At 59.5% G+C, this 15,042-nt stretch carries 18 protein-coding genes and 1 pseudogene; 9 read left to right on the forward strand and 10 right to left on the reverse strand.

What is annotated here, in order from left to right; all coding sequences use genetic code 11:
- Window positions 1-27: 27 nt before the first annotated feature.
- Window positions 28-1,092, reverse strand: a complete 1,065-nt coding sequence (locus XW59_RS18295; protein WP_170990180.1) for an ABC transporter substrate-binding protein — start codon at window positions 1,090-1,092, stop codon at window positions 28-30.
- Between the two features lie 291 nt (window positions 1,093-1,383).
- On the opposite strand from XW59_RS18295, the gene XW59_RS29515 reads away from it, so the two are divergent.
- On the forward strand, window positions 1,384-1,611 hold the full coding sequence (locus tag XW59_RS29515; protein ID WP_136068319.1) for a CopG family transcriptional regulator: 228 nt from the start codon (window positions 1,384-1,386) through the stop codon (window positions 1,609-1,611).
- Window positions 1,608-2,045 carry a TA system VapC family ribonuclease toxin gene (locus XW59_RS18305; RefSeq protein ID WP_136068321.1) on the forward strand — a complete coding sequence of 146 codons (438 nt, stop codon included), beginning with the start codon at window positions 1,608-1,610 and terminating at the stop codon, window positions 2,043-2,045. The genes XW59_RS29515 and XW59_RS18305 overlap by 4 nt, the downstream gene beginning before the upstream one ends.
- Before the next feature lie 218 nt (window positions 2,046-2,263).
- On the opposite strand, the gene XW59_RS29880 is transcribed toward XW59_RS18305, so the two are convergent.
- From XW59_RS29880 to XW59_RS18335, 5 genes are all read right to left on the reverse strand, one after another.
- On the reverse strand, window positions 2,264-2,530 hold the full coding sequence (locus tag XW59_RS29880) for a hypothetical protein (RefSeq protein WP_047146806.1): 267 nt from the start codon (window positions 2,528-2,530) through the stop codon (window positions 2,264-2,266).
- Window positions 2,531-2,977: 447 nt separating this feature from the next.
- Window positions 2,978-3,424, reverse strand: a complete 447-nt coding sequence (locus XW59_RS18315) for an SRPBCC domain-containing protein (protein WP_047146807.1) — start codon at window positions 3,422-3,424, stop codon at window positions 2,978-2,980.
- Window positions 3,425-3,590: 166 nt separating this feature from the next.
- Window positions 3,591-4,004 carry a GFA family protein gene (locus XW59_RS18320; protein ID WP_047146808.1) on the reverse strand — a complete coding sequence of 138 codons (414 nt, stop codon included), beginning with the start codon at window positions 4,002-4,004 and terminating at the stop codon, window positions 3,591-3,593.
- 38 nt (window positions 4,005-4,042) lie between these two features.
- Window positions 4,043-4,507, reverse strand: a complete 465-nt coding sequence (locus tag XW59_RS18325) for an SRPBCC family protein (protein ID WP_047146809.1) — start codon at window positions 4,505-4,507, stop codon at window positions 4,043-4,045.
- A 226-nt stretch (window positions 4,508-4,733) separates the two neighbouring features.
- The gene (locus tag XW59_RS18335) at window positions 4,734-5,228 is read right to left on the reverse strand and encodes an anthrone oxygenase family protein (protein ID WP_047146810.1); all 495 of its coding nucleotides are present in this window, start codon (window positions 5,226-5,228) and stop codon (window positions 4,734-4,736) included.
- Between the two features lie 123 nt (window positions 5,229-5,351).
- Here XW59_RS18335 and XW59_RS18340 point away from each other — a divergent pair, with 123 nt between their 5' ends.
- Window positions 5,352-6,008: a TetR family transcriptional regulator gene (locus tag XW59_RS18340; protein WP_246666133.1), complete on the forward strand. Its 657-nt coding sequence runs from the start codon at window positions 5,352-5,354 to the stop codon at window positions 6,006-6,008.
- A 263-nt stretch (window positions 6,009-6,271) separates the two neighbouring features.
- Window positions 6,272-7,387, forward strand: coding sequence for an IS110 family transposase (locus tag XW59_RS18345; RefSeq protein WP_047146812.1), 1,116 nt, complete (start codon window positions 6,272-6,274; stop codon window positions 7,385-7,387).
- A 531-nt stretch (window positions 7,388-7,918) separates the two neighbouring features.
- Here XW59_RS18345 and XW59_RS18350 read toward each other — a convergent pair.
- A complete protein-coding gene (locus tag XW59_RS18350) occupies window positions 7,919-8,731 on the reverse strand; it encodes a hypothetical protein (protein ID WP_136068323.1) in 813 nt (270 codons plus the stop codon).
- A 246-nt stretch (window positions 8,732-8,977) separates the two neighbouring features.
- Here XW59_RS18350 and XW59_RS18355 point away from each other — a divergent pair, with 246 nt between their 5' ends.
- Window positions 8,978-9,694, forward strand: coding sequence for a hypothetical protein (locus XW59_RS18355; protein ID WP_052958248.1), 717 nt, complete (start codon window positions 8,978-8,980; stop codon window positions 9,692-9,694).
- Between the two features lie 206 nt (window positions 9,695-9,900).
- Here the strand turns inward: XW59_RS18355 and XW59_RS18360 are convergent.
- A pseudogene (locus XW59_RS18360) lies at window positions 9,901-10,086 on the reverse strand (tyrosine-type recombinase/integrase); the annotation flags it as partial.
- 210 nt (window positions 10,087-10,296) lie between these two features.
- Between XW59_RS18360 and XW59_RS18365 the strand changes: the two are divergent.
- Window positions 10,297-10,770: a hypothetical protein gene (locus XW59_RS18365; protein ID WP_047146815.1), complete on the forward strand. Its 474-nt coding sequence runs from the start codon at window positions 10,297-10,299 to the stop codon at window positions 10,768-10,770.
- A gap of 284 nt (window positions 10,771-11,054) precedes the next feature.
- Here XW59_RS18365 and XW59_RS18370 read toward each other — a convergent pair whose 3' ends face one another.
- Together XW59_RS18370 and XW59_RS29680 are read right to left on the reverse strand one after the other, a co-directional pair.
- Window positions 11,055-11,996 carry a transposase gene (locus XW59_RS18370; RefSeq protein WP_246666134.1) on the reverse strand — a complete coding sequence of 314 codons (942 nt, stop codon included), beginning with the start codon at window positions 11,994-11,996 and terminating at the stop codon, window positions 11,055-11,057.
- Window positions 11,944-12,501: a transposase gene (locus XW59_RS29680; protein WP_246666135.1), complete on the reverse strand. Its 558-nt coding sequence runs from the start codon at window positions 12,499-12,501 to the stop codon at window positions 11,944-11,946. Before XW59_RS29680 ends, XW59_RS18370 begins: the two co-directional genes overlap by 53 nt.
- Window positions 12,502-12,585: 84 nt before the next feature.
- Between XW59_RS29680 and XW59_RS18375 the strand changes: the two genes are divergently transcribed.
- The 3 genes from XW59_RS18375 (at window position 12,586) to XW59_RS18385 (ending at window position 14,960) form a co-directional block, all read left to right on the forward strand.
- Window positions 12,586-13,002 (forward strand): Rap1a/Tai family immunity protein, encoded by a 417-nt coding sequence (locus tag XW59_RS18375; protein WP_206077723.1) that lies wholly within the window; start codon window positions 12,586-12,588, stop codon window positions 13,000-13,002.
- A complete protein-coding gene (locus XW59_RS18380) occupies window positions 12,992-13,390 on the forward strand; it encodes a hypothetical protein (RefSeq protein ID WP_047146816.1) in 399 nt (132 codons plus the stop codon). Before XW59_RS18375 ends, XW59_RS18380 begins: the two co-directional genes overlap by 11 nt.
- 145 nt (window positions 13,391-13,535) lie before the next feature.
- Window positions 13,536-14,960, forward strand: coding sequence for a GAD-like domain-containing protein (locus XW59_RS18385; protein ID WP_047146817.1), 1,425 nt, complete (start codon window positions 13,536-13,538; stop codon window positions 14,958-14,960).
- Window positions 14,961-15,042: the final 82 nt, after the last annotated feature.

Here is a 15,042-nt window from a genome sequence, read left to right on the forward strand (position 1 = left end):
CGGCCTGCGCAACTGCGAACGCGCCGGTCAATTGCCGGCACCAGTCAGCAGTTTCGTCAGCTCGGCGCGGAGCTTTTCCTGCGCCTTAATCTCGCTCATCGAGACGGGCATCGCGATCTTTGCGCCCGCTTTGGCCTGAGCGTCGGAAACGAGTTGGGCGATCTCCGAGCCTTCGTTGCTGAGGCGTGGTATGGCTTCGAACTGCTCCGCGACCTTATAACCTTCACTGGCAAGCCAGGCGGTGAAGAGCTTTGCGGCATTGGGATGCGGCGCATTCTCTGGCACGTAGATATAGCCTTGATAGACCATGATATAGTCGTCGAAGAGCTTGAAACCGACCGGCTGTCCCTTTTTTTCGGCAGCGACAGCGGCATGGTAGGTGATGATGCCGAGCGGCGCTTGGCCCACGGACAATGCCTGCATCACGACCGGGCTGCCCCGCTGCAAGATCGGCATGTTTTCAACCAGCTGTTTCGCATAGTCGAGCATGGCGTCCTGGCCGATGACATAGGCAATCGTCGGCAAAGGATTGAGAAAAAAGGCGTTGAGCGCGAGCTTTCCATTCCACTTGGCATCCGCCAGTTGCATCGTCGTCGTCGGCACTTCTTCAGCTTTGATGAGGTTCGTATTCCATCCGACGCCATAGACAGCATCCAAGAGATTGAATGTCGTGCCGCGCAGGTCGGGGATGACCTCATCGACAGCTTTTGCGAGTTCGGGCAGTTCCTTGCCGAACACCTCGACCCAAGGATAGGGCTTCAGAAGATCTCGGCTCCGCAACGCCTCCACGTCCTCCGCGCTTCCAAGGCCAACGAGGTCGACCGAGCCCGCGCCGCCACTCGCCTCGGTGATGATGCGGGCATTCGTCTGCGGAGCTCCCTGCGGCGTCCACTCGAGCTTCACCGAGAGGCCAAACCGTTCGTTGAAGGCCTTTTCGAGCGCCGCATGCGTTTCCGGAGCGCTGGGATTTGTGATCCGGACGATGACGCTGCCTTCCTCCCGAGCCTTTTCGAGTACAGCCTGAAAGTCGTCGGCGGCACACGCGCCGAAGGGCACCAGGGTAAAAATGCATGCAGCTAGAAATCGGTTCATCATTGGTCCTCCCGAGACCGGCCAGCATGGTTCGTCTCGCTGCACGCACATCGTCCGAACGGACAATTCGAGCGCGGTATAGGCGGGATAGCCAATGTTAAACGTGTTCGCTGCGGTCGTCCGCTTCCAGAACGTGGCAAATTTGCCTCTCAAAGCCTCGTTGTCCACCCAATGCTGCCGAGCGGAAAGCGGAATACATCTACACCGCACCTGCCACGCATACATCCTTGAAAGAAGAGGACATCCGCGCTATCTGATGCGTGATGATTGATGTGCTTCTGAGGGCATACAATGAGAACGACCCTGGCGATTGATGATGATGTTTTGATTGCGGCCAAAGCCATGGCCCGTCAGCAGGATCGAAGTCTCGGGGATGTAATCTCCGAGTTGGCGCGGCGGGCTTTGCGTCGACCGCAGATCGGTGGCGAGCGCAACGGCATTCCGTTGCTGTCCCCACATCCCGATAGTGCGCCGGTCACATTGGAAATCGTCAATGAATTGCGCGATGAACTTCCGTGACCTATCTGCTTGACGTCAATGTGCTGATCGCGCTGATGGATCCGGCCCATATTGCCCACGATGACGCCCATCGCTGGTTCGAATCGACGGGGCAAACGTCTTGGGCAACCTGTCCTATTACCGAGAATGGAGTCATGCGGATTGTCGGCAATCCAAAATACCCAAACTCTCCTGGCGCCCCTGCCCTCGTTGCAAACATCGTCAGCAGATTGCGGGCGCTTCCGGGACACCGGTTTTGGTCCGATGATGTGAGCCTCGCCGGCTCCAAGGACGTTGATCCTGCAAGGATCCTAACCTCTGCGCAGGTGACCGATACTTATCTGCTTGCGCTTGCCAAATGTCACGGAGGCCAACTCGCAACCTTTGACCGCAAATTATCGTCCGCAGCGATAAAGGACGGTAAGGCCGTGCTCCATCTGATCCCAAGCAGATAATCTCCCGACGCGATACACTCAAGAGGGCACCGTAGAGTTAACCGAAGAGTGGGAATTTCTGCGATCAAGAGTGCCATATTGTGCTTTAGAGGGTTGCGCGGCAAGGAATCGATCGCTGGCGGTGCCACCGCTTTTGGTAGGCCGCCATGTCGCGGGACCGCTGATTCTTCGGAGTACTTCCTGTGACTTTGATCGTTATTTGGCACTGATTATCAGCGCTAAGTGGCACCGATCACAAGGATGGATCGCGCCGCTTCCACCACCTCATCGGCGATCGCCTTGAGCCCGTTGATGCGCAAGATGCGCTCGATCTGGACGAACAGCCGAAGAACGAGGCGGAAGTTGCCACCGGTGATCCGGACGATCGTGGCGACGGCCTGGGTGTCCGTGAGCCCGACGAGGATGGTCCCGGGGTCGCCGATGTCGATCACCGAACCGACACCCGAGAGGTCCATCTCGCGGGCCAGATGCCGGCCGAAGATCACCCCGCCCGGCGCGAGCTTGCGGCTGAAAGCCGCCGCGGCCTCGGCAAAGTCGTGCAGCGCAGCCAGCCGGTTCTGCCGCAGCGACTCCGCGGTCAGCAGGTCAGCCCCCCATAGCTCGCGCAGGAGCGTATGATCGCCGCCACGATAGGCCGGCTTCGACGCGTCGAGGAGACCGATGCTGGCGAGCGCTCAGAGGAGCCGCAACAGGTGATCTGGCTCGACCTTGAGCGGGGCGCAAGGCTGTCGGCGGTCAGCGTGCCGCCACCGATCCGGGCGAAGATGCCAAGGTCGAGCCCGGCGCGAAGCGCCAAGGTGGGGACACCGCAACGATCAGTTTGTCGATCCGATCAGAAACCACCATGTTACATCCCCTTCCACGATCCAGGCCTCGCTGCGTTGCACCGGATGACGGCCGTTCGCGATGCCGCCGGAACGGCCGTTCGAAAATCAGTCCGCGTCGAGACTGATGCGATAGTCATTGGGAGCAGGGTCTCCCTTCCCCGTTTCCAGCAGCGCCTTGAGGCTCATCAGGTAGGTCGCCCATTTGGTGCTGCAGTGGTGCATGAACTCGACCGGTTCAGTCCATCCCTGGTGCTTGAAGAGAACGGTCGTTCCCTCACCTTGGGGTTTGAGGTCCCAAATAACCTTGGTGCCGATCCATTCCTTCGGACCGTCCACGACTTGCCAGACGACGCGCCTGCCGGGATCGAGCTCGAGCACCTTCATGTCGAAGAAGCCGAGGTCACCGAACTGGAAGTGGATCACACCGCCGATTTCCGGCGTGCCGGACGTGTCGTCCGTCCACCATGCGCTGAGGCGGTTGATCTGGGTGACCGCCTCGAACACGCCCTGCGGAGAGGCGCCGATGCCCATGCGGTGTAGAATGTCTACCATTGGAAAGTTCCTTTCTAAGTTGGAGGCCGCCCGGGGTGAAGAAGTCAATTTTCGGGGCGAGGACGCGACGTTGGTCTGGCCCGCGTAAAGATTTGCCGCAGCCGCCGGACCATTCGGACGCCGTGGACCGGAGCGCGTCCGGATTTGCACCGTCACTTTGACCGAGCTAGCCGGGCATACGCTCGAACTTCGGCAGCGCCGGATCCATCGTGTCCCAGGCGTTGGCGCGCATGCCATAAGTGACGACTTGCGGTTCAAACTGGCCGGGATCGTCCAGACTGCCCGCGTGAACGGCGATGAGGTCGGGCATCGCCGTAAACGTGAGATAGATCGGCGTTCCACATGCCGGACAGAAGGCATGTACCTTGTCATTGCCGCTGTCACCCGCGACGCGCCAGGTCTTCGCTTCGCCCGTGATCTTCATCTCCGCCCGTTGCGCGAAGGTCAGGTAAGAGCCGTGCCCGGTCCCGCTTCGCGTTTGGCAATCGCGGCACTGGCAATGGTTCTGGAAGACGGGATCGCTGTTCGTGGCATAGCGCACTGCGCCACACGCACAGCCGCCTGCATACGACTTTGCCATTGCTCTTCTCCTGATTGTATTGTCCCGAACGGGACGGATTAGGCCACTTTCGGCTTCGGAGACTGGTCAATGCCGGAGCCCGTCTCCAGGAAGGACTTCAGGCTGGAAAGCACGAGCGGCCAGCCTTTGCTGATGCCCTTCGCCATCCCGCTGCCAGCTTCGAGATCGTCATGGGTGACCGTCAGCTTGACCATCTCCTCGTATTCCTCGATCTCGAAGGTAACGCGGCTGTGGCTCGCCGGATCGGCTGCCTTCGAGGCGGCCGCCCATGTGACGACGAGGCGGGTCGGCCGCGAGACCTCGACCACCTTGCCGACGAGCTCGACGGTCCGCTCTTCATTGGCGCGTACGTGCTGCCATTGCGAACCGGGCTTCCAGTCCGAAACGTTCTCGTGGCCCCAGTATCGTCGTGCGATGTCGGGTTTGGTGATGGCCTCGAAGACCTTTTCAGGTGTCGAAGCTATATAAGTCACATAGACAAAGCTGGTCGTTTCTCTGGTCATCGTCACTCTCCTTCGAGTTCCTTCTTCAGATCGTGCAGCGGGCTGAGCCGCTGGTGTTCGAACTTGCGCATCCACCGCTCGATCGCATCGCGCTCTTTTTCCAGTTTGCTACACTTAGATTCACCGGCCAGGCGTCGTTCACCGTTCCGGTAGCAGTCCGTGTGAGCCTAGGGTTGGATACCGAATGGTGAGAGTTACAAATCTGACGGGATTTCGAGAATTCGCGTCAGGCTCCGTTGTAGCGCAACAGAACGACGGTTAGCGCGATTGCTGAAACCAGCGCAGCGGCTGTCCGAACATGGTTCCAGAAGGTCCAATCGTTGAGGATACGGACCCACAGATCAGCCTGTTGTTGCGATCCCTGATCAGCTGCAGCAAGAGCGTCGTTCAGTGGCACGTTGACGGCGAATGTTACCCCCGCGCAAAGAACAAGATAGGTCAATGCCGCAAGAAGGATCAGTTTTCCGTCAAAGTTGTCCCACCAGACATACGAGCCGAAAGCGAGCAGTAGCGATGCCGCAGCTGTTCCCATGAAGAGGACCATAAAGCCCGGATTGTAGACGGTAATGTTGACCGCGTTCATAACCGCCATCCCGCTTTCCGCCGGTACACGGCCGAAGGCTGGCATAACGAAAGATGAGAACGCAAAGAATATCCCGGCGACGACGCCACTTCCGATCGCTGCTACGAAAGTGAGAGGGATGAGCGGGCGTTCAAGCATAGTAGCCTCTGCGGGTGAATTGACACGAACCTTCGACTAGGATTTTGCACTGATCCGAGTATAACATGACAACCCCTCACTTTTTAAAAGTGATAAACACTCACATTAAGGGAGTCAAGCCCGGTGGCAAAAGGACAATCGACAGGCGCGAGCGCGGTGGCGTCTGAAGGTGCGACGGATGGCTCTCTGCCCCGACGCCAGCCAGTGCAGAAACGCAGCCGGGAGCGCTTGAAAAAGATCCTCGACGTTGCCGCCGCACGGATCGCGCGGAATGGCAGCGACCAACTCAGAATGAGTGATGTGGCAGAGGGCGCGGGAGTATCGATAGGCTCGCTCTACCAGTACTTCCCCGACAAAAGTGCGATCGTGCGCGCGCTCGCTGAACACTACAATGCCCAGAGCCGCCAATGTATCGAAGAGGCACTTCGAGATGTAGCAACGCCGGCCCAGTTGGAAGCGGCCTACATCGACCTGCTTGATCAGTACTTTGCGATGGTCCGCGACGAACCCGTAATACGCGACATCTGGTCGGCTACGCAGACCGACAAGCAGTTAATGAGCCTGGAGTTGACGGAAAGCCGTCTTTGCGCGGCATTGCTTGCTGATGCCATGGCGCGAGCGCACGGACAAAGCGCGAAGAAATATGAGTCGACGGCCTTCATGATCTGGCAACTGGGAGAAGCCGTGGTACGCCTTGCAACCTCCGTCGATGGGAGCGAATCAAAAGCAATTCTTGAGGGCTTCAAGAGAATGACGGCCCGCGAAATTCTGCAGATGTGAAAGTCGCCTGAAGATGAACGATCTACAGCCACGGTTCCACAACAAGCGCCGAAGGCCCGGATTGGGCTCACACAGCTCGTTCATCGAGCTAAACGTCCGCTTTTTGTGGGCTGACTGCCGAAAGCAAACCGACCGCTCCCCATCCCATTGTAGCCGTTCGCTCGCATCCTAATTTTAGAGACCCTATGATGGTCACTTGCCTCGCGCCAGGCGGGGCTTCTGGATGTTGTGCATTGAGACATGTGCAACGGAAGGAAGAGACTATGACCATTTCGACGAAATTCATTGGCCTTGATGTGCATCGGGAGACGATATCGATTGCCGTCGCCGAGGACGGTGGAGACCGTGAAATCCGGTTCTTTGGGACCGTCGCCAATGACTGCGAGGTGTTGCGCAAGGCGCTGGCGAGCATCGGCAAGGACGGCGCGCCGCTGAAGGTCTGCTACGAGGCCGGCCCATGCGGGTTCGTGATCTATCGTTTTCTGAAGAGCCTCGGGATCGACTGCGTCGTGATCTCGCCGTCCTCGATGCCGCGTCGGCCGAATGATCGTGTAAAAACCGACCGCCGCGATGCGCAGACGCTGGCCCGGCTGTTGCGCGCCAGTGAACGCACCGCCGTCTGGGTGCCGGACGAGGCACATGAGGCGATCCGCGACGTGGTGCGGGCGCGCCGGCAGGCGAAGCAGGATCTTGTCTCGGCGAAGAACACGCTGAAGAGCTTCCTGCTGCGGCACGACCGTCGGTATCCGGGAAAGGCCATATGGGGCCGGATGCACTGGCGCTGGCTCTCGGACCAGCGCTTTGCTTTTGCCCACCAGCAGTTCGTCTATGAGGAATACAAGCGCCGCATCCATGAACTGGAGGAGCGCTGCGTGCGGCTGGAGCAGGTTCTGGAGCAAGCCGTTCTGGATTGGCCGCTGGCTCCGGTCGTCACCGCACTTCAGGCACTGCGGGGGATCAGGTTCATCGCGGCCATCACCCTCGTCGCGGAGATCGGCGATCTGCATCGCTTCGACAGCCCGAAAAAGCTGATGGCCTGGCTGGGCCTCGTGCCGGCCGAGCATTCGAGCGGAACGCGGACCAGGCGCGGCGAACTCACCCGGACAGGCAACGCCGCCGCCCGCGCCATGCTGATCGAATCCGCATGGCAATACCGCTATCCTGCGCGGGAGGGGCGAGCGCTGCGGGAGCGCAATGCCGGACTGCCCGATCACATCCGGGCCATCGTCTGGAAGGCGCAGACCCGCCTGTGCGCGAAGTTCCGTCGTCTGGCCGGAACCGGCAAGCATGCGGCGAAGATCGTGGCGGCGGTCGCACGCGAGCTGGCGGGCTTTATCTGGGACATTGCCCGACATACGCCGGTCTCAAGGCTGGCCTGACACGCACTTTAACCGCTCACGGACGACGGAAAGGAGAACATCGGATCGTTGAAATTCCGACCTGGCTGGCGTGCTGCGCGCCCTGATTGACGCGGACAATCCTCGATATAGCCCTGGGGCAGTGTCTTACGACGCCCGATTTAGAGCCGGAGGAAGGTCACGACGGAAAAGGGTCGTGCGGTAGCCAATCCGCGGATGAGAGTTTGATCAATCGTCGTCACAAACAGACGCGTGCAGCACACCCGCCAGGCCGTTCAATCGCTATCTTGCATCGGACTTCGTGCCGGTGTCACAATAGACATGCGCTCATCCAGACGTGACCATCATGAGAGGGCTATAGCGTAAACGTAATTCTCGGTTTCGTCGGCTTCGGCCCGCCATTTCCCTGCCGATTGCTCTTAAGAATACGATATTGCCACCGTTTACGGCATCGCTACCAAGCGACGCCGGGAACCGCCGATTCTGGGCAAGCCAAACCAGACGCCTGACCACCAGGATGGACCACCGGAAAGCTGTCGTCCTGACCCACGGTTACTTCCCAAGACGACCGTCGATATAGAGACGGCGGTGAATCTCCGAATCCCGCGGCAACTCCCGTCCGGAGCGTTCGATCAACAGCTTTATCGCGACGGCATTGTCGCCAAGGTCTCCGTAATAGGCTCTCGCCGGAGCCGCCGCGCCCAAATCGGTCGCGGTCTTCAGACGCCTGTTTGCCCATTGGAGAATTCTATCCGCCTGATCGTCGGTTATGTCGTCGTAAAACCCTCGTTCTGCCAGACGGTGAATGTAGGGCGTCGCGATCTTGCCGCTGTAGATTGCGAGGTCCATCAGCCACGGATTCCCCGCATAGTTTAGCGACCACGGGTCGGCGCCGGCGTCGAGCAGCATCTCGAAGCCCATCAGATTGCCGTCGAGCGTTGCGCCCAACGGAGGAGAAGCGTTTTCCGGTGGATAGTGGTTCGGGTCGCCGCCATGCTTCAGATAGAGCGATAGTGCTTCGTTGGAGTAGGTGCTGTCGTACCGGTCCTCAGCCTCGATCCAGGGCCCACGATCAGTCAGAAGCCGGTAGAAGAATGTCCAGCGAACGGCCCGCGAAGACGAACTGTCCGGATCGATCAGGGCATGCGGATCGGCGCCCGCTTCGAGCAGTGCGTCGATGGCCTTCAGGTTCCGGTATCGAAGAGCTGCGGTGAGGAGAGTCTCGCCGATGCGAGGCCGATTGGGATAGGAGCGGTCGATCTCCGGACCCAGCGCTCGCAAAGCATCCACGTCCGGTGCTTCGCCGGCGGCTATGCGCAGCGCCATTTCCCGAAGCGACGCCGGCGCAAGAGCGAAATCGAGCATTGCCATCTCGTGCCGGTCTTGTTCTTCGGTCGGCTGCGAATTCGAGGACGGCTGGATAGACACCAGGAGCGAAGCGGCGACAAGAGCGACGGCCACGACATGAAAGACAAGCCGATACCGTCGATAGATGCTGATTATGAACTCGGGTATCATCGTCCTTATCGTATAAGGCCACCAACACATGCAGTCGAGCATCATGCTTCCGTCAGAATTCGCTGTTCCAATCGGCGAAACGAGGACCTCTTGATGCAGCGCAGGGATTTCATGATCGCCGGAGGCGTTCTTATCGCGGGCGCTACGACATCCTTGGCCAATCAGCTTCACTATCCAGCGCCGCAAGGGCCGGCTGGTGCACCGTTTGCCGATGTGAATCTCAAGCTCGCCGTTCTGTCTGCACTCGATGAACAGGGCACCATCGCACTGGGCGAGCCGCCGAAACTTGCCGAGCATCTACTGGGGCGCAGTTTCGATGTCGCAACGGAGGGGTACAGGTTGGTCCCTGAAGTGCTCGACTATCTGGCGCGCTACCCGCTCGATTCGCAGAAGTTGGCAACGCTCGAAACCCTCAACCTCGATGGCGGGAGCACGATCTACCATCACATTTGGCACTTCTGGCATGGGGAGGACGACACTTTCGAGGTCGCCAGTCTCGGCGGGATCGAAAACTGCGCCAATCTGCGTGAACTCGGCGTCGCCGGCATACTATCGCCGGTCGATATCGGCTTGCTGACACCGCTGCGTCAACTGAGCGACCTGTATATCGGCACCGGCGTTTCCAATATCGCCGCATTGCGTGACCTGCCTGCGCTCGCAAGCGTGCGCATTCTCAATGACGACATCTATGCCGAGGTGATGACGCTGGGTCATCCCACGCGACAGTTGATGGACGAGCTCAAGCGGGCCGGTATTACGGTTTGGGTTCATTGGGTCAGTCACTACGATCAACCGCCCGCCTTCGAATAATTTACCGCCCTTCATGCCTCAAAGGGCTGGTGCAAAAGCAAACACCTGCTTCTGCCTGGAAGCACCATCTTACAGCAGCGTCCGCATTTCTTACACAGGGTTCAGAAAGCCGACTGTCCGGATTCCACCCCACGATGGCCAAAGCAGCCTGTTAGAAGTCGTGCCGTGAGCGGCCATCCGCGCTCAGTCCGGACGGCCGCTATGCGTCAGATCTCGGTTCTCTCGGCGAGGAGGAGCGCGTCCTCCACGTCGACACCAAGATAGCGCACGGTGTTCTCGATCTTCGAGTGACCGAGCAGGATCTGGATAGCGCGGATGTTTCCCGTCGCCCTGTAGATCATCGATGCCTTCGTGCGTCGGAGCGAGTGGGTGCCGTACTCTTCTGGACGCAGAAGCGGACATTCGGTGACTAAATGGGGTCATCCTTGACGATCAGGGGGAGCGCTTAAAGGCGGTTATCGGGTGTTCGCCGTCAGAAGGAATCGACAGCCGGTCATTCCCGTTTTCTGCGCCCGGCTCTTGCGAAGCCGCTCTCATCAAGCCGTAATAGGTCTTCCAGATACAAGGGACTTGGTTGGCCCGTTGCCGTTGGAGGAGGAGAGATGCAGTTCTTGTCACCACAGGGTTGGGCGACCTTCGCCTGGCAGGCTGATTATGGCCAGTTCTACTTGATAGATCCTGAAGCGCCTGCCTTCGAGGCTCCAACCGAGATCACGCCCGAAATGGAACGGCGGAGTTTCTTTGCCACGCCCACCGGACTTGTCGTCTATACCGGAGACTGTCTTCAGCAGCACATCCGCATCAGGATCTATGACACCGAGCCCGTTCGGTCCGAGGTCGAGGAGATGAGCGGGAACCCCTGGACGCGGGTTGAAACCACGGACGCCCACTTTCCTTCGCGCAAATTCGCACTCTCGAGTCCGTCGATGCCCGATCCCCTGCCGGCAGGTCCGTTGTTTCTCCTTGAAGCCGAACGCATATCAGTCCGTATTCAGTGGATGGAGTTCCAAGGCAGCCGGGACGACAGCGTTCCGGTCGAGCCGGACGTGATTGAGCTCACCCTTTGGCCGAGATGACTGATCTCGAACGAGCGCCTGATTTCGACATCAAGAACGGTCTTTTTCACTATGAATGACGTCCCTTAAGGTGGACGCTATAATGGCTGAAGTTGTCGCATGTTTTGGGGCAGACCGTCCGAGAACTCTATGGGCGATAGAGGGTAGCTCGTTTTCAGCTTGAACGGCGGTGTTTTTCCCAGTTTCCAGAGTTTTCCGTTTGCTGCGAGTATTGGGAGCGCTGATTATTGATCGGAGGTAGTGACGCCCGCTTTGGAACCAGGAACAACGCAAAACAAGGCGTTTTATGCTCGCAACGCTGCGATCAAGCCGGGAACGCCGATCAGAGTGATGGCCCGCCTGATGTTGTAGGCGAGCGCGGTCAGGCTGAACTCCCCTCGCACGTTGTCGAGCCGGCGCATCAGGAATGCGCCCTGGTTCATCCACTGTTTGATGGTGCCGAAGGGATGCTCGACGCTCTCGCGCCGCCGGTCGAGGATGTCCGGCCGTGTGGCAAGCCGCGCCGCCATGCGATCAAGAATCGCTTCGTTCTCAAGGCGGGTGATGCTGCGATAAGACTTGGCGGTGCAACGCGGCCGCAAGGCGCAGCTTTTGCAGACCTTTCGATCGCAGTACATCACTTTCACGTTCTCACGAGACTTGCCGTAATAGCGCGGTGGCAACTCCTGGCCAGCCGGGCAGACGTAGGCATTCTTGTCGGCGTCGTAGCTGAAGTCCTCTTTCAGAAAGAGGCCATCCCGCGCCACCGGGCTACGGATCGGCTTGGGGACATAGGCGGTAAGGCCTGCTTTCTCGCAGGCCTCGATGTCCTCGATCTTGAAGTAGCCGCGGTCGGCGACTGCCGCAATCCGCTCGACGCCGAGCGTCTCCATCGCCGCCGCAGTCGTCGGCGCTAGCAGCCCCATGTCGAGCACCTGTTTGCTCACCTCCTGTTCGGCGATCAGCTTGTGCTTCGTGTCCACGGCGAGCTGGACGTTGTAGCCGACGCCGACCTTCGTCATGCGCGCCATGGCGCGGGCGTCGGGATCGGTAAACGAGATCTGGTCTTCGCCGGTGCGGTCCAGTTCACCCAGAAGCGCCTTGTGGCGGTTCCGCTTGCCCTTGATCGCCGCGATCTTCTCCGCAAGGTCGCTGCCACGACCGCCAGGGCCAGCGCCGTAGCCGGCCTTGTCCTCATCGGCATCGCTTTCGTCGAGCCGCTTCATGTAATCGGCCAGCTTTCTCATCCGCTTCACGGATGAACTTCGAAAGCGACCGGCGCGTGAAGTTGCGATCCTTGTTGTTGACCGCTTTGATCCGCGTGCCATCGACAGCGAGAAGTTCCCGGCCGAACAGATCAAGCTGGCGGCACAGAATGACGAACTCGCGGAACACCTGCCGGAACGCGGAACGGTTCACCTGTCGAAAATCCGCGATGGTGCGGAAATCCGGTTTCAGGTGCCGCAGCAGCCAGATGATCTCGATATTGCGATGCGTTTCGGCTTCCAGCGGCCGGCTCGAATGCACCCGGTTGAGATAACCGTAAACGTACAACTTGAGCAGATCGGCAGGATCAAAACCCGGACGTCCCGTCTCCTTTGCGGTTACCCGCACGAAGCCCGCCGCCGCAAGATCGAGGCCGTCAACGAAGGCCTCGATGAAGCGGACAGGGTTGTTCGATCCCACGTAATCGTCAACAGCTTCCGGCAGAAGCAGCAATTGCGAACGGTCTGTTCCTGAAAGATGCGCCATGGCAAAATCTGCCACGGCAGCCTAACCTTCGGAATCCCCGGATTCGCGAGGAGGAGAACGATAATCCAACTTCGACAGTATATTTTGGCTGCTCTGCTGTCCGCACTCCCGACCATGAGTATTGTGCGGGCCGCACCCGCTGACACCGAAACGCGCAACTGGATATTCAGCGGATTTGAATTGATCGAAGAGCTGCAAGGCCAGACAGGCGATGGAAAGCCAAAGGATGAGCCTGGCCGCATCCTGTTGAGCGCTCGTGCGAATTCCTACATCGCCGGGGTCGCCGACATCACCAGCGGCACACGATGGTGCGGAGCCGGCAGGGCTCTTCCCCACGAGCTTGCAGACAAAGTCTACACTTACTCTCGCACGCTCGGACCGGAGCGCCTGAAAGAGAATGCGTCAATGCTGGTAACGGAGGCGCTGGCGGCTGCGTTTCCTTGTCGTGCACCCACTGCTGTCGATCCCTTCCAGCCGCGAGGGGCAGACAATGAGTTTTGACGAGATGTTCCGTGCCTACCGGCTGGAGGGCCGCACGCTGGTCGCGCTTTTCGAAAAGCGCGATGTCATCACGCTCCGTTTTGATCTCTACCACAGCGACGACCCGGAACGCTGCCGGGACGGGATGGAGTATCTCCTCGACGTCGCGGTCCACCGCGAGCAGTTTCGAATAGCTGATGGTGCAAGGGAGCGCCTGCGCGAAACTTTCTCGGCCGACATTCTCCGGGCGGAACTTGCCGACGATGAACTTCGCCTGGTCGCCGATTGCTCCTTCTACGCCGCAAAGGATCGCGGCGTCGTTGAGATTGCCCTCACGGGCAGTGTGGTTGCGCTCAAGGAGCACTCTCCAACCAAATGGCCCCGGGCGCCAGGAACAGCCAGACGATGAACTGTTCGCGGGAGAAGCCGCCGCTCGCGTGAAGTAGCAAAAACTGCTCTTTATGAAGCCCTCAAATTGGAAAAGACGGAAAACGCTTGTCAATCCGCAGGGCATCCAAGAGTTAATTATCTTTTCTTCTTACTGGGATACTTGCATGGTCTTTTTTCGCCGCCTCGCTCTTGATCGCTTCGTGAAGACGCATCCGCCCTCGCGGCAGGTTTCGCGGGCTTCCGCTGAGCTTATCGCAGCCTATGACGGTCGGCTTCCCGCAAGCCTTCTCGAACTCTGGCGTCGCAAGGGACTCGGCTTCTATGGCGAGCTGCAGCTGGCCCTGATCGACCCTCGGCCATGGCAAGCCGTGCTCGACCGCTGGATTGTCTCGCCACCCGACGCGGTGACCCGCATCCCCATCGCGACGACACCGTTCGGCATGCTCTTCTACTACCGCAAGCTGACCGAGACGGACGAGGACGTGGCCTATATCGATCCCATCTCGAATGAGACGAGGGACCTGGCCTGGAGCCTCGACGACTTCTTCAACAAGACTCTTTGTGATCACGACTTTATCGAGGCGTTCGTTTCGCCGGCACTGGTGGAAGCCGCATGCAAAGAGTGTGGCCTGCTCGCGACCGGCGAAGTCTACGAAATCGACCAAATGCTGTTTTCCATGCAGATGCTGCGGGTCGCGAAGGTCGATGCGCTCGACCTGCATCGCCGCCTTCGCGATGCCGTCGACCCGCCTGAGCCGAAAGCCGACAAGCCAACCACCGTGGCCGACGCGCTGCCGGCCGCGCATCGCTCCACGTTCGAGGACATCGCTACGGGGCAAGGTCTCGCGGGCCTATACCTGTCTTCCTACATCGACTGGCATCGGCTGTTGGCGCTGCAACCGAACGGCCAGTACCGTCTTCTGTTCTGGCGCATCCACCACAAGACGTTCGAGCGCATCGAGGTGCGTGCTTATAGCGGCTCCTACGAGGTCTCGCGCAGCGCCGAGGGCGACGAGACGATCAGGCTCGACATCGCCCTCACGAAGGATTCATCAGGCAGCGACGCCAGCGATGAGAGGCTGGTCGCCATGCAGTCGGACGCGGCGACGTTCCTGCTACGTGCACGAGAATTGAAGGACATGGCAACCGCGATCGGTGGCCGCGACCTCATGGGGCGAAGCGAGTATTATTTTCGCCAGGTAACGCTGGATAAGGCGTTCCAAGCGGAACCCAGCGGCGGCCGCAAGGCACTCCCCTTCGCGGATCTGCCGAAAGCGTTGCAGGCGTTGATCCACGTCAAACCCCTCGTCACCACGATCTCTCATGTGGCGGAACCGAACCCCGATGACGAAGAGGATGGCGAAGGTACCGTCATGTGCACGCTCGACCTCGGCGAGAAGGACGGATTGCGCATGAACATGCCGCTCTATTCGCCCCGGGACACCGGGCGCCAGCTCAGGGGATGGGTTTGGGATATGGCACCGCATGCATGCGAGGCTGGCGTCGAATACCGGCGCGGCACGGACGGCTCCATCGAGCATGGTCCCGTCGTCGGTGACGTGTTGACTACCCGCGCTCCGAATAGTTGACCCGTGCCAAGATTCACTTTGCAGCTTGATCACTCTATGTTCTCAAATGTCGGACGATTCCATTCGTGTCGTGACGCCGAGA

The sequence above is a fragment of the Aquamicrobium sp. LC103 genome (assembly GCF_001014615.2).
Lineage (GTDB): Bacteria > Pseudomonadota > Alphaproteobacteria > Rhizobiales > Rhizobiaceae > LBCQ02.

What these genes read in the sequence shown, in the direction of transcription:
- XW59_RS18385 (WP_047146817.1), top strand. Translation starts at nt 13,536, where the DNA reads ATGGTCTTTTTTCGCCGCCTCGCTCTTGATCGCTTCGTGAAGACGCAT.
- XW59_RS18315 (WP_047146807.1), bottom strand. Translation starts at nt 3,424, where the DNA reads ATGGTAGACATTCTACACCGCATGGGCATCGGCGCCTCTCCGCAGGGC.
- XW59_RS18365 (WP_047146815.1), top strand. Translation starts at nt 10,297, where the DNA reads ATGCAGTTCTTGTCACCACAGGGTTGGGCGACCTTCGCCTGGCAGGCT.
- XW59_RS18355 (WP_052958248.1), top strand. Translation starts at nt 8,978, where the DNA reads ATGCAGCGCAGGGATTTCATGATCGCCGGAGGCGTTCTTATCGCGGGC.
- XW59_RS18345 (WP_047146812.1), top strand. Translation starts at nt 6,272, where the DNA reads ATGACCATTTCGACGAAATTCATTGGCCTTGATGTGCATCGGGAGACG.
- XW59_RS18380 (WP_047146816.1), top strand. Translation starts at nt 12,992, where the DNA reads ATGAGTTTTGACGAGATGTTCCGTGCCTACCGGCTGGAGGGCCGCACG.
- XW59_RS18295 (WP_170990180.1), bottom strand. Translation starts at nt 1,092, where the DNA reads ATGAACCGATTTCTAGCTGCATGCATTTTTACCCTGGTGCCCTTCGGC.
- XW59_RS18370 (WP_246666134.1), bottom strand. Translation starts at nt 11,996, where the DNA reads ATGAGAAAGCTGGCCGATTACATGAAGCGGCTCGACGAAAGCGATGCC.
- XW59_RS29515 (WP_136068319.1), top strand. Translation starts at nt 1,384, where the DNA reads ATGAGAACGACCCTGGCGATTGATGATGATGTTTTGATTGCGGCCAAA.
- XW59_RS29680 (WP_246666135.1), bottom strand. Translation starts at nt 12,501, where the DNA reads ATGGCGCATCTTTCAGGAACAGACCGTTCGCAATTGCTGCTTCTGCCG.
- XW59_RS18325 (WP_047146809.1), bottom strand. Translation starts at nt 4,507, where the DNA reads ATGACCAGAGAAACGACCAGCTTTGTCTATGTGACTTATATAGCTTCG.
- XW59_RS18320 (WP_047146808.1), bottom strand. Translation starts at nt 4,004, where the DNA reads ATGGCAAAGTCGTATGCAGGCGGCTGTGCGTGTGGCGCAGTGCGCTAT.
- XW59_RS18350 (WP_136068323.1), bottom strand. Translation starts at nt 8,731, where the DNA reads ATGCTCGATTTCGCTCTTGCGCCGGCGTCGCTTCGGGAAATGGCGCTG.
- XW59_RS18335 (WP_047146810.1), bottom strand. Translation starts at nt 5,228, where the DNA reads ATGCTTGAACGCCCGCTCATCCCTCTCACTTTCGTAGCAGCGATCGGA.